The sequence below is a fragment of the Capilliphycus salinus ALCB114379 genome (assembly GCF_047276495.1).
Taxonomy (GTDB): Bacteria; Cyanobacteriota; Cyanobacteriia; order Cyanobacteriales; family Microcoleaceae; genus Capilliphycus; species Capilliphycus salinus.
Window position 1 is genome coordinate 7142750 of the sequence record NZ_CP178543.1, and the last position, 12338, is coordinate 7155087.

Consider the following 12338-nt stretch of genomic DNA (forward strand, 5'->3'; position numbering starts at 1 on the left):
ACGAGCCGGCGATGAATTTTCCGCTCTATCTTGAGGGAGGTGTTGTGTTAATGCTAAAATGTTACACTACCGAAAAATAAATGTATAGTTCGATGCGGTTGCATCGCTGCCGGAGTACAATCATCCGTTTTTCATTTTTTTCTGTGAAACTTGGCACGATTAAGTCTTGTGGGGATGATCCCCTTCTGGTAAAATCTAAAGCAAAAGTTAGTATAAAATACCTAGCTTGCTACTTCTTGAGGCCATCTGTCAGTCAGGAGTCAGCCAACAGCCTTGTGTTGCTTTTTGCTCCACTTTCGGCCCAGGCGAAGAATCAACTGTCCTGACGTTGGTCCGATTTCATATGCTCATAATTGAGCGGTTGAGTTTGTAAACAGTTTTTGATGCTTAGAGGGAACCTATGGTAAGTAAGCCGGATCGTGTAGTAATGATTGGCGTTGCAGGAGATTCCGGATGCGGAAAATCTACATTTTTGCGTCGTATAACAGATATCTTTGGAGAAGATTTTGTCACCGTCATCTGTTTGGATGACTATCACAGTTTAGATCGCAAACAGCGTAAAGAAACTGGAATTACAGCCCTTGACCCCAGAGCCAACAACTTTGATCTGATGGCTGAACAGATGAAGGCGCTCAAAAGCGGTCAGTCAATTATGAAGCCAATTTATAACCACGAAACTGGCGAGATTGACCCTCCCGAGCGCATTGACCCCAATCATATTGTTGTAATTGAAGGGTTGCACCCCCTGTTTGACGAGCGGGTTCGCGAACTCCTCGATTTTAGCGTCTATCTAGACATTAGCGATGAGGTGAAAATCGCTTGGAAGATCCAGCGCGATATGGCTGAACGGGGCCATCGTTATGAAGACGTGTTAGCTTCAATTAACGCCCGTCGCCCTGACTTTGAAGCCTACATCGATCCTCAAAAACAATACGCCAACGTTGTTATCCAAATTCTACCCACTCAACTGATTCCCGATGATAAAGAGCGGAAAGTCTTAAGAATTCGCTTAGTTCAGCGTGAGGGAATTGAAGGATTTGAACCCGCCTATCTGTTTGATGAAGGGTCAACCATTTACTGGACTCCCTGCGGACGTAAACTCACCTGTTCCTATCCCGGTATCAAAATGTACTACGGACCGGATGCTTACTACGGAAACGAAGTCTCGATTCTAGAAGTTGATGGTAAGTTTGATAACTTGGATGAGATGATCTACGTTGAGGGACACCTGAGCAATATTTCAACCAAGTATTACGGTGAATTGACTCACATGATGCGCGAACATCAGGATTATCCCGGTTCTAACGATGGTAGCGGATTATTCCAAGTGTTGGTGGGCTTGAAAATGCGAGCCACCTACGAGCGCTTGGTCGGAAGCGGAGAAAAAGTCGCGGCGGCTGTATAAACCCCTAAAGCTGCTATTTTTTAATCTAAAACTGACGCGAGAGACACTGTTCATCTCGCGTTATTTTTAAATGTTTCCTCAAAGGATAACCGCTCAAAATTTATGCCGATTTCCCTCTCGACTTTACTACCCATTACGATTAGTATTGTTACCGTTTGGACAATTATAACTCCTGCGGTTATCGCTCAAATTATACCCGATAGCAGCTTGGGAAATGAAAGTTCTGTTGTTAGTCCTAACGTTAATATTCGAGGGCTAAATAGCGACCAAATTGACGGGGGAGCGGTGCGAGGAAATAACTTATTTCATAGTTTTCAAGAATTTAATGTTGAAGTTGAACGGGGTGTTTACTTTTCTAATCCCGATGGAATTGTAAATATTCTGACTCGGGTAACGGGTGAAAATCTCTCTCAAATTTTGGGAACCTTAGGCGTTTTAGGAAATGCTAACTTATTTTTAATTAATCCCAACGGTATTGTTTTCGGGGCGAATGCGAGGTTGGATGTAGGGGGTTCTTTTTTTGCCACCACTGCTGAGAGTTTGCGGTTTGAAAATGGGTTTAACTACAGTTCAACGAATCCCCAAACTCCGCCTTTGTTAACTATTAATATTCCCATTGGTTTAAACTTTAGAAATAATTCCGGTGCAATTATTAATCAATCTGTTGCGGTTGATGGGGAAGAAAATCCCGTCGGATTACAAATTCAACCGGGGAATACTTTGGCTTTTATTGGAAATAAAATAAACCTAGAAGGCGGAATCATTACCGCACCCGGAGGACGGGTTGAACTGGGGGCGATATCCGGCGAGGGAACCGTTGAAATTAATCCTAATTTTCCGTTAAATTTAATCTATCCAAACAATACAATTAGAGGCGATATTACTTTCAGCAACGCTGCAAAAGTTGATGTTGTTACTACAGATGGTCGCGGAACTATTGCCGTTAACGCTAACAATATCAGTTTGTTTCAAGACAGTATTTTAGAAGCGGGAATTGCCCCCGACTCGGACGCAGTTAATCCCCAGGGCGGCAATATTGAACTCGACGCCACAGGTACTATTATTCTAGCAGAAAATAGCCAAATAAACAATAGATTGGGGATTCGTTCGCGGGGAACTGCGGGAGATATTGTTATCACTACGCGATCGCTAAATCTGAGCAACGGAGGTCGGTTAAATAGCAGCAAACAGGGGATAGGAACGGGAGGTAATATTATTGTTAATGCGAGGGATAATATTAGTTTGGGAGGCGCAGGAAGCGATGGAAGTTTTAGCGGTATTTTCAGCGAATGGCGGACGAGTTATAATTAATGCTAACGCCGTTTTTGGGACTCAATTTCGCACTGTTCAAACCTCAGCCAGCGATATCACAGCCACATCCGAATTAGGTCCCCAATTTAGCGGTACTGTTGAGCTTAACAGTGAAATTGATCCGAGTCAAGGGTTGGTGGAATTTCCCCAAACTGTTGTAGATCCGGCGGCTTTAATTGCTCAAGATCCCTGTCTAAAAGGTCGAGAAAGCCAGTTTATTCTCACCGGACGCGGGGGGATTGCCGCAACTCCAAACGACCCGTTAAACGCCTATAAAATTGAGGTCGAATTAATTAATCCTGCGGTAACTTCTAGTCAAAATCATTCGGGTGGGAGAAATAGTTCCACACAACTCGAGCAACCCGTTTCTAGCCTTAATATTGTACCCGCAAGAGGATGGATCAGAACCGAAAATGGTGATGTGATGCTCGTCGGTTATGACCCCACAAAAACGGGCGTTCAACGTTTACAAACTGCTGCTAAAAACTGTAATTCTGATTAAATTCGACCTGTACGAATGAGTTTAAACCCCGCTGTCATTGATGCAAAAGCTACGAAAAAAGACCACAAACTGGTGGGTCGAAGTAAAACCCGGCTGTTGATAAAAACCAAAGCCACTCCCGCCACAACAAACACCCAACCGAAGTTACCCGTTTCGCGAGGAAAGAAGACCAAAGAAACAATTCCCAAAATCAGTAAAATTACCGAACTTGCAGCCGAAATATCTTGCCACCAATAGCGTAAAATACGACTGGTAAAGACAATATTTTGACCGAGAAAATACACCCCGAGAAGCACCAAAACCACTCCCGCCAGTGAAATGAGTATTCGCATAATTTTTTAGCTCGAAGGTTAATGAGGATTGATGTTATTATTTTACTCGCATTTATCCGAAAATAGCAGAAAATTTAAAAAAGATAAGTTAAAGCTAAAAAAATTAATATGTTCTGTTATATGATGTCCGGTTGATTAATGCCTGTTATGGGTGCGGGGCGGGTTTATCTCAATCTCTGAGTAGTAGTAAAGATATTGCACCAAGCCGCCCCTACAGAATGATTATTGATTGGTCGGATATTATATTATAATAAGGTTGAGATTATTATACTACATCTGCAACTAATCCTACTCAAAATTTACTCAAAATGCAACTACATTCGGTTTCTGGAAAATGGCGTGTAGGGTTAGCCCTCTCCCTAACAACCTGTTTGCTTTGGGGTATTCTTCCCCTGGCTTTAAGTGTCACTTTAAACGTTCTAGATGTCTATACATTAACAGGATTTCGTTTTTTGATTGCTTTTACTGCATTGGGAAGTTATTTGACTTATAAACGTCAACTTCCCTCCTGGCAAAAGTTAAAACAAGTCTCTTGGAAACTTTGGGGAATTGCGACTTTATTTTTAGCGGCTAATTATCTATTATTTGTTTCCGGTTTGGCGAATACCTCGGCGACAACAGCAGAAGTGTTAATTCAAATTGCACCCGTATTTATGGGTTTGGGTGCGATGGTGATTTTTAAAGAGCGTTATACCCGTCGCCAGTGGTTCGGTTTAAGCATTTTAATCTTGGGTTTTGTTTTGTTTTTTAATGAACAACTCAAAATGTTGATCGCTTCCCCCAATCAATATTTATTTGGGAGTTTTTTACTTTTCTGGGCTGCGGTGTGTTGGGCAATTTATGCTTTGGCACAAAAGCAACTTTTATTGCAACTTTCCTCGGCTCATATTATGCTCGGAATCTATGCGGGTTCAACCCTATTATTTGCCCCCATTTCTACCCCTAAAACCGTTTTAACTCTTAATCCGTTAGAATTGGTAATTTTACTCTTTTGTGGCTTAAATACTTTAATTGCTTACGGGGCTTTTGCAGAGGCGTTAGAACATTGGGAAGCGTCAAAAGTTAGTGCGGTTTTAGCGATTACTCCAATTGTAACGCTGGTTTGTGTAGATGTATTTTCTGTTATGTTTCCGGCGTTAGTTGCACCCGAACATCATACTTTTGTGGCGATTTTTGGGGCTTTTTTAGTCGTTGCGGGTTCGGCTACCATTGCATTAGGACAATATCGGAAAAGAGGATAGAAACCCGGTTTCTGATAGCGCTTATTTCTAAGTCATCCCAAAAACCCGGTTTCTTTGAGAAACCGGGTTTTTCTAGTGAATAATCATTCTGTAGGGGCGGGTTCACTGAAAATCTATACTACCACTGCAACATTTAGCTAAACCCGCCCCATCTCATCACAGAATTATTAATCAACCCGAGATTATATAAAAACCCGAAAAAATTAGAATAAAAACCGAGGTGGGGACGGGTTTATTAAAGTTATTTCTAAGAAACATACATCTCGACGGAACCCGCCCCTACAGTTTTTTTGGGAATCATATTATCAATAATCATTCGGTTCACAAAAATTTTGAATAAAAACCGAGGTGGGGGCGGGTTTATTAAGATTATTTCTAAGAAACATACATTTTGGCGGAACCCGCCCCTACAGTTTTTTGGGAATAAAAATCTAGGTGGGGGCGGGTTTATTAAAGTTATTTCTAAGAAACATACATCTCGACGGAACCCGCCCCTACAGTTTTTGGGGTGTACCTTGTTAACGCTGTTGTTTTTTTTCTCGATCTTGTCGTCTGCGATCGCGCCATTCCATCGCGGTTAGATAAAGAATTCCGCCGGTGACAACTAAGATGAGAACCGATGCAGTAACAGCCAAAACATTAATGAGGGAAAATTCCATTATTTCCTCCGATTTAGAACAATGAAACCCAAGCCATCATTTATTTTAATCTAATCTGCGGGTAATTCTTCTCGAATGATAAACCGCACGTGGTTAATGGCTAAATTTCCGACAGAAACCTCCTCCTTATTCACGGGTAAACCTTTGTTTCTAAGCTGTTGAAACTTAATCCCTTTTCCAATTTCAATATGATACCAAGCCAAACCCATAAAAAACCGCAAGGGATAGGGGCCATAATCTTGAATATCATCGGGATTAGATTCCATCGGCACCCAACCAAAGCCGGGAATATAAAACTCTAACCAAACATGATTATACTCGGCTTGTAGGGGAATATTTTTCTGTTCGGGAAAAGCCGGACATTTGTAACGTCCAACGGTACGACAAGCAATTCCATTCAGTCGCCCTAACGCCAGTAAAGCCCCAACATATTCTCCACAAGAACCAATTCCCCGTTGTAAAACAATATCGGGAGTTTCTATTTTTGAGGTGAGACTGTAGGAGAGTTGATCGTAAACATAATTCCGAATATTGAGTAATTTTCGCAGAATATTTGTTTCCGTTCCTACCGCAGCTTCCGCCGCATCTTTCACCACTCCTGACTCCATCGCCAAGTTATCATTATCAACCAAATATTTAGCTCTAAAATCGGGAGAAAGCGGTTGAACATTTTCCACATCTAAAGGATGAAGCTGGTATTTAATAGCCCGCACTTCTAACAACGCTTTCCAGCCAAAAATACGCCGTTCTTTGGAATTAAACGGCTTAAACTTAAAAACCGCAACCCGTTCTCCGTCTTGAGTTTCTATGGTAAACGGCATTCCTATCGCCGTAATTTCTCTGATTTTTTGTCGCTTGGTTTCCGAAGGTAAAGCAATTCGCCATTCCACATCTTCGAGGAACACTTCATCTAAAGGTTCAAGTTCTTCGACATAGGACATCTCAATCAAAAAACCATTAGAAGTCGCATAGCGTTCCTGTTCGTTATAGTGATAATAGAGCGGATGAATAAACGTGCGATCGCGCCGAGCTAGTTCATACTGATCCTCAGAATTGGGATTATCCAAAATATACAATTCATCTCCGGCGTAGGCAACATAAAGCACTTTTTCGCCCGTTTCGGGGTCGGGATAAAAAGCCAATCCGCTCGGGGATTGAAAGGGCGTTAAAACACTAAAAATAGTCTTTCCCGTACCCCGTTCTAAACAGTAAACCGTCTGTTCTGTTTTATCACAAACCCAAAGTTCTTCATCTTGAACCGTAATATTTTCAAAGCCAATACCGGGGGCGGGAAAGCGAGTAATTTCTCGACCGGTTTCGCGGCTAAAAACGAAAATATATCCCGTTCTTTCACAAGTGACATAAACCGTAGATTCCCAAACCGCCACGCCATTCGCCTCATAAGGAAGCGTTGCAAACAGTTCGGGAGCCAGATTAACAATTGTGTCACCTTGGAGAGCATTTTGACAAAAATAAACCCGATTATCGCGGGTATACCAGAGGGTATTTTCCCAAATGGCTAAACCCGTAACATCGGTAAACTCAGAAACCAAATAAGGATTAACAACCGTTGTATTATCGGTTTTGGGGTCAATTTTGAGCAAAAATCCCCGCAAACTATCAATAGCAAACAGAGTATTTCCTAAAAACGCCAGACCATGTAGTGCAGAGACTCCCATCGGTCGGATTGTTCGGCTGATAGAACGAGGGTTTTTGATTTGAGCAGGTGAATCGAGATTAGGGCTAACTGTCATAAGCTTAAGAACAAGATTAAGTGAATTTTCACATGAAAAATCAACCAAGGATTAAACAATTGCGATCGCACGCGGTGAGAACAATCCACCGAAATCCGGTCTGTTAATCCCATTGACGTGCAGCAGATTTCTCTTAAGATAAATTAAGAGCAGATTTTAGGAGGTTTTACAGAAACATTAGATACAATAGAAGTGTTATTCATCTTAGCTAGGTTTACCTGCAAGTAAGTTCATCATGGTAGGATCGGCTTCTCCCCAACATATTATTACAACGTTTTCCCTAGCTTTGTTCTTGGAAATCGTGACCCATAGCTTCACGCTACCAGCACAAGCCCGTTCCATTCATCCGGTTCGATTAGATCCTGCGAATTTTCAGATACAATCAACGGATTTTCTGTTGGCGGGTGAATGGCTTCAAGCCGATAATGGGAAAACTTCAGAAAATCAGTTTTCGCAAACCGAGTGGAATAATTTTACACCACCGACCGGTCGAGGTGTTCCCGGAAGACGAGAAGGAGCAGGAACAAGGGGAAGATGTCCGGGAGGGATAACAGCTTTGATCCCCGCCTCAACCTTGGGTCGTACCGCATCGGAACAACCCACAATTTACTATTACATTCCCACATCCTTACAGGCTGTTTCCTTAAAGTTTGAACTGTTAGATGAACAAGATCGCACCCTTTATGAAAAAGTCTTAGAAAATCAAGATACAGAAGCCGGAGTCATTGGTCTAGATTTGTCAGAATTCCAGGACGCCCCCAGTTTAGAAGTTGATAAGAACTATCATTGGTATTTGACGATTCGTTGTGAACCTGATACTTTTGACCCATCGGGTGATATTGTCATTGATGGATGGATCAATCGAGTTGCTCTCAGTCCGACTCAGCTTCAACAGTTAGAAAGCCAACCCCCCAGTGAACGCCTCAACCTCTACGCCTCTGAAGCGCTCTGGTATGAAACCGTCAACACTTTAGCTCAGTTGCGTCTGTCTAACCCCGATGATGCAGTCATCCAGCAACGTTGGGCGGAACTGTTGAACTCTGTCGGTTTAGGCAATATTGCTCCTCAACCCCTGCTTTCGAGCGAGTTGGGGAAGACTCAACAATAAATAGGTGTCCGGTGTCTGGCGTCACCGAAGAAACTCGACTTCCGACTCCCAACTCCTGACTTGTGCATAAGCGCCTTCTGCCTGTTCCCTATTGCTAATTAAGGTGTTCCGTGACTCCGCCTTCAGGAACTCTCTAATCAACTTGTAGATTGGGGTAACTTGTGGGCTAGACTAGCTTAGTCAGTAAGCAAAGTAATTCCACGCGCTTGATTGGCTGTGTTTACTAAAGGGTTTGAGGAATAGAGAGGGTGCGGGCTTAATCTATTCTGACGGGAATAATGGCCCAGAACGTTAAGTGCTTTCTCTGGGAGTTCCGTAATCCCTCATTCCACAGATTAACCTGACTCTCAACCCAAAAGCTTCTTCTGGGTGGCGTTTGAGGGAGTCAATTTCCTCAAAACTCCAAGTTAACAAGGTTGAATCGTCCAATAGGTTCGGAATCCTTCTGGTGTTCTAGGAAATTCCTCTCCCTCTAGAAACAGGAGTACCCAGTCGGAGGTTTTTTGATGACCCGGTGTGTGTCCGTTGAATTTTTGCGGTGTGGGGTGATTCTAACAAATACAACCCTTCTGGTACTTTCCCTCCTTTCTAGGGCTGCGAGTACCGAACTTGAACCTTTCCAATTCCATCAAAAAAATTCAAAATTTTCCACACCCCAACAGCCCGTTCTCGGGGATTTCCGTTTTCCCACAGACGCCTTTGACCAACACATCCCAAGCCCTTCTGTCCTCTCACAAACCGTTGATACCCCCAACGAAAATTTACCTTCAGGTCCCCTCAATCCCCGTCCCGATCCCAATCGCGATCGCTTTTTACAGCCCTCTCCCGAATCCCCTCAACCGGAACAACCCGAACAACCGGAGATCGAACCGGAAACCCCAACCGATACGCAACCGACTCCCGAAACGCCTCCGATTCCCCTGACCCGCATCGAAGTCACCGGAAGCACGATTTTAACCCCAGAGGAAATTAACGCCCTTGTCGCCCCTCTCGAAGGGCGTTCTGTCACCCTGGCTCAACTGCAAGATACCGCAGACAAAATTACCGAAATCTATCTCGAACGCGGCTATATCACTTCTCGGGCGATCGTTCCCGAACAAACCATTAGTGAAGGTGTGGTACAAATTCAGGTGATTGAAGGCACTTTAGAACGGATTGACATCGAAGGCACCGAACGCCTCAATCCTGACTACATTCGCGATCGCGTAGAATTGGGCGCCGAAAAACCCCTCAGCACCGCCCGTTTAGAAGATCAACTGCGTTTATTACGGGCAAATCCTCTATTTGAAACCGTTGAAGCCAGTTTACGCGCCGGCACCCAAGAAGGTCAAAGTATTTTAATTGTTCGGGTCACAGAAGCAAATCCCTTTCAAGTCGGGGTCAGCGCCGATAACTATTCTCCCCCGAGTATTGGTTCCGAACGCTTGGGTTTGAATTTACGCCATCTCAATCTGACCGGACAGGGAGATTTAATCTTTGTCTCCTACAACACGACTCGCCTCATTACCGAGGGAGAATCGGATATTTTGGATTTTCTCTACAGCTTTCCCATTAATGCCATGAATGGGACGATCCAAGTCAGAATTCCGCCCTACTGGAATACTATCATTCAAGAACCTTTTGATGAGTTGAATATTGATGGCTTTTCTCAGCGCTACGAAATTAGCTACCGTCAACCGTTAATTCGCACGCCGATCCAAGAATTTGCCCTCTCGGTGGGTTACGCCTATCAACGCAGCCAAACCTTTCAGGATGGCGAAGGGATCGCTTTTGGTTTTGGCCCGGAAGAGGATGGGGTGACTCGGACCAGTGTGTTTAAGTTGGGACAAGACTATATTCGCCGCGATCGCCAGGGGGCTTGGGCAATGCGATCGCAGTTTAGCATCGGTACGGAGTTATTTGGGGCGACCAATACCGACAGTTTACCCAATTCTAATTTTCTCAGTTGGTTGGGTCAGGTGCAACGGGTACAGCGTGTGGGGGAGGATCATTTATTGATTTTTCAGGGAGATGTTCAACTTTCGGCTGATGCGTTGTTTCCCGCCCAACAGTTTGTGATCGGGGGCGGTTTGTCGGTCCGGGGTTATCGTCAAAATGTGCGATCGGGGGATAATGGTTTTCGGTTTTCGGTTGAAGATCGCTTTACTTTAATTCGCGATCAAGCCGAACAACCGAAGTTGCAACTGGCGCCGTTTGTGGATGTGGGAACGGTTTGGAATAATGATGAAAACCCCAACCGCTTGTTTGGGAGGACGTTTCTAGTGGGAGTTGGGATGGGGGTGTTGTGGGAACCTTTACCGGGTTTGAATTTACGTTTGGATTATGGGGTGCCTTTGGTTGAGTTACAAGATCGCGGCAATAATATCCAAGATGATGGGTTTTATTTTAGCGTTACCTATACACCTTAAACAGTCACCAGTCACCAGTCACCAGTCACCAGTGATAACAGTTTTTCAATTATCAGTTTTGTAGGGGCGCATGGCAATGCGCCCTAACGCAGCGCCCGAAACATAACCTTCCGGGCGGGTTTATATCAGTTATTGGTGGGAAACATAGATTAATTCCGAACCCAATCCTAGAGGAGGGGGCGGGTTTATATCAGTTATTGGTGGGAAACATAGATTAATTCCGAACCCGCCCCTACAGACCTGACGCCTGGGATAGAAATCTGAAAATTCATTAAAGTTAACAAAATTGTCCGAGATGTTGATTTGGGGAGGCTAAGAATCCTCAATACTTGATTTTCCGGGAGTTTAACAACCTGCGATCGCATTGTTATCACTGACAAACCGGTGGGTCTGTTGGTTGGCTTATCGGTTCGGATCGAGTGAAAATCCCTATTTTTGTTTATTGTAACTCTTTTTATTATAAAAAGACATAAATTTTTTAAAAAAGTGGAATAGAAGATTAGGAATCGAGGAGAGGCGAGGGGAAAGGTTTGGGGAGTTTATAAAAGCGGTGAGATGAAATTACAGCCGAATTCATCCTTGCCCGCCCTTTCTTTTGTGTAAGAGTTAGACAATAATGATTGCAATCACGGAAAAGAACTCAAGGGAACTTATCCCCCATCGCCGCCAAAAGCGATCGCCATTATTTTTGATAAACACTTGATAAAGGAGAACCAGCGTGAAACTGTCAGTATATGGAAAAGGTGGAATTGGAAAATCAACAACAAGCTGTAATATTTCAGTAGCGCTTGCCAAACGGGGAAAAAAAGTATTGCAAATTGGTTGTGATCCCAAACACGACAGCACCTTTACCCTGACCGGATTTTTAATTCCGACCATTATTGATACCCTGCAAGAAAAGGACTATCATTATGAAGACATCTGGCCAGAAGATGTAATCTACAAAGGCTATGGCGGAGTGGACTGCGTAGAAGCAGGAGGCCCACCGGCCGGGGCAGGCTGTGGCGGTTACGTGGTGGGAGAAACTGTTAAACTTCTTAAAGAACTGAACGCCTTCGACGAATACGACGTAATTCTGTTTGACGTACTGGGTGACGTGGTTTGTGGCGGTTTTGCAGCCCCATTGAACTATTCAGATTATTGTATGATAGTGACAGATAACGGCTTTGATGCCTTATTTGCAGCGAACCGCATTGCGGCTTCTGTACGGGAAAAAGCACGGACTCACCCTCTGCGTCTAGCCGGATTAATCGGTAATCGCACCTCGAAACGGGATCTCATTGATAAGTACATTGACTCGGTTCCCATGCCTGTATTAGAAATTTTGCCTTTAATAGAAGATATTCGAGTGTCTCGGGTTAAAGGAAAAACCCTATTTGAAATGGCCGAAACCGATCCCTCCCTAAACTACGTGTGCGATTATTACCTCAACATAGCCGATCAGATTCTTTCCCAACCTGAAGGCGTTGTTCCGCAAGACGCACCCGATCGGGAATTATTTTCATTACTTTCTGATTTTTACCTGAATCCGAGCCAACCCGCAGTGCAAAATAAGGAATTAGAGCTAGACCTGATGATGGTTTAATATGTCTAGCGGCTCAGGATGAGGAATAGAGGT

The 12338-nt window shown here is 43.8% G+C and carries 10 protein-coding genes; 7 read left to right on the forward strand and 3 right to left on the reverse strand.

The features are described from left to right. Positions 1 to 400: 400 nt before the first annotated feature. From ACL6C3_RS29015 to ACL6C3_RS29025, 3 genes are all read left to right on the forward strand, one after another. Positions 401 to 1405, forward strand: a complete 1005-nt coding sequence (locus tag ACL6C3_RS29015; protein ID WP_413163455.1) for a phosphoribulokinase — start codon at positions 401 to 403, stop codon at positions 1403 to 1405. 102 nt (positions 1406 to 1507) lie between these two features. Next, a complete protein-coding gene (locus ACL6C3_RS29020; protein ID WP_413163456.1) occupies positions 1508 to 2716 on the forward strand; it encodes a filamentous hemagglutinin N-terminal domain-containing protein in 1209 nt (402 codons plus the stop codon). Then, entirely contained in the window at positions 2667 to 3218 is a 552-nt protein-coding gene (locus tag ACL6C3_RS29025; RefSeq protein WP_413163458.1) for a hypothetical protein, read from the forward strand. The genes ACL6C3_RS29020 and ACL6C3_RS29025 overlap by 50 nt, the downstream gene beginning before the upstream one ends. Here ACL6C3_RS29025 and ACL6C3_RS29030 read toward each other — a convergent pair. Then, the gene (locus ACL6C3_RS29030; protein WP_413163459.1) at positions 3215 to 3550 is read right to left on the reverse strand and encodes a LiaF transmembrane domain-containing protein; all 336 of its coding nucleotides are present in this window, start codon (positions 3548 to 3550) and stop codon (positions 3215 to 3217) included. The two genes, ACL6C3_RS29025 and ACL6C3_RS29030, sit on opposite strands and share 4 nt — an antisense overlap. A 308-nt stretch (positions 3551 to 3858) precedes the next feature. Here ACL6C3_RS29030 and ACL6C3_RS29035 point away from each other — a divergent pair, with 308 nt between their 5' ends. After that, positions 3859 to 4791, forward strand: coding sequence for a DMT family transporter (locus ACL6C3_RS29035; protein WP_413163460.1), 933 nt, complete (start codon positions 3859 to 3861; stop codon positions 4789 to 4791). Positions 4792 to 5309: 518 nt separating this feature from the next. Here ACL6C3_RS29035 and ACL6C3_RS29040 read toward each other — a convergent pair. After that, positions 5310 to 5450, reverse strand: coding sequence for a hypothetical protein (locus tag ACL6C3_RS29040; RefSeq protein ID WP_413163461.1), 141 nt, complete (start codon positions 5448 to 5450; stop codon positions 5310 to 5312). A 50-nt stretch (positions 5451 to 5500) separates the two neighbouring features. After that, positions 5501 to 7129 (reverse strand): transglutaminase domain-containing protein, encoded by a 1629-nt coding sequence (locus ACL6C3_RS29045; protein ID WP_413163463.1) that lies wholly within the window; start codon positions 7127 to 7129, stop codon positions 5501 to 5503. A gap of 310 nt (positions 7130 to 7439) precedes the next feature. Between ACL6C3_RS29045 and ACL6C3_RS29050 the strand changes: the two genes are divergently transcribed. From ACL6C3_RS29050 to bchL, 3 genes are all read left to right on the forward strand, one after another. Then, positions 7440 to 8312, forward strand: coding sequence for a DUF928 domain-containing protein (locus ACL6C3_RS29050; protein WP_413163464.1), 873 nt, complete (start codon positions 7440 to 7442; stop codon positions 8310 to 8312). Between the two features lie 506 nt (positions 8313 to 8818). Continuing rightward, on the forward strand, positions 8819 to 10720 hold the full coding sequence (locus ACL6C3_RS29055; protein ID WP_413163466.1) for a ShlB/FhaC/HecB family hemolysin secretion/activation protein: 1902 nt from the start codon (positions 8819 to 8821) through the stop codon (positions 10718 to 10720). 718 nt (positions 10721 to 11438) lie between these two features. Continuing rightward, a complete protein-coding gene (gene bchL, locus ACL6C3_RS29060) occupies positions 11439 to 12305 on the forward strand; it encodes a ferredoxin:protochlorophyllide reductase (ATP-dependent) iron-sulfur ATP-binding protein (protein ID WP_413163468.1) in 867 nt (288 codons plus the stop codon). Positions 12306 to 12338 lie beyond the last annotated feature (33 nt).

What these genes read in the sequence shown, in the direction of transcription:
- ACL6C3_RS29015 (WP_413163455.1), top strand. Translation starts at nt 401, where the DNA reads ATGGTAAGTAAGCCGGATCGTGTAGTAATGATTGGCGTTGCAGGAGAT.
- ACL6C3_RS29020 (WP_413163456.1), top strand. Translation starts at nt 1,508, where the DNA reads ATGCCGATTTCCCTCTCGACTTTACTACCCATTACGATTAGTATTGTT.
- ACL6C3_RS29025 (WP_413163458.1), top strand. Translation starts at nt 2,667, where the DNA reads ATGGAAGTTTTAGCGGTATTTTCAGCGAATGGCGGACGAGTTATAATT.
- ACL6C3_RS29030 (WP_413163459.1), bottom strand. Translation starts at nt 3,550, where the DNA reads ATGCGAATACTCATTTCACTGGCGGGAGTGGTTTTGGTGCTTCTCGGG.
- ACL6C3_RS29035 (WP_413163460.1), top strand. Translation starts at nt 3,859, where the DNA reads ATGCAACTACATTCGGTTTCTGGAAAATGGCGTGTAGGGTTAGCCCTC.
- ACL6C3_RS29040 (WP_413163461.1), bottom strand. Translation starts at nt 5,450, where the DNA reads ATGGAATTTTCCCTCATTAATGTTTTGGCTGTTACTGCATCGGTTCTC.
- ACL6C3_RS29045 (WP_413163463.1), bottom strand. Translation starts at nt 7,129, where the DNA reads ATGGGAGTCTCTGCACTACATGGTCTGGCGTTTTTAGGAAATACTCTG.
- ACL6C3_RS29050 (WP_413163464.1), top strand. Translation starts at nt 7,440, where the DNA reads ATGGTAGGATCGGCTTCTCCCCAACATATTATTACAACGTTTTCCCTA.
- ACL6C3_RS29055 (WP_413163466.1), top strand. Translation starts at nt 8,819, where the DNA reads ATGACCCGGTGTGTGTCCGTTGAATTTTTGCGGTGTGGGGTGATTCTA.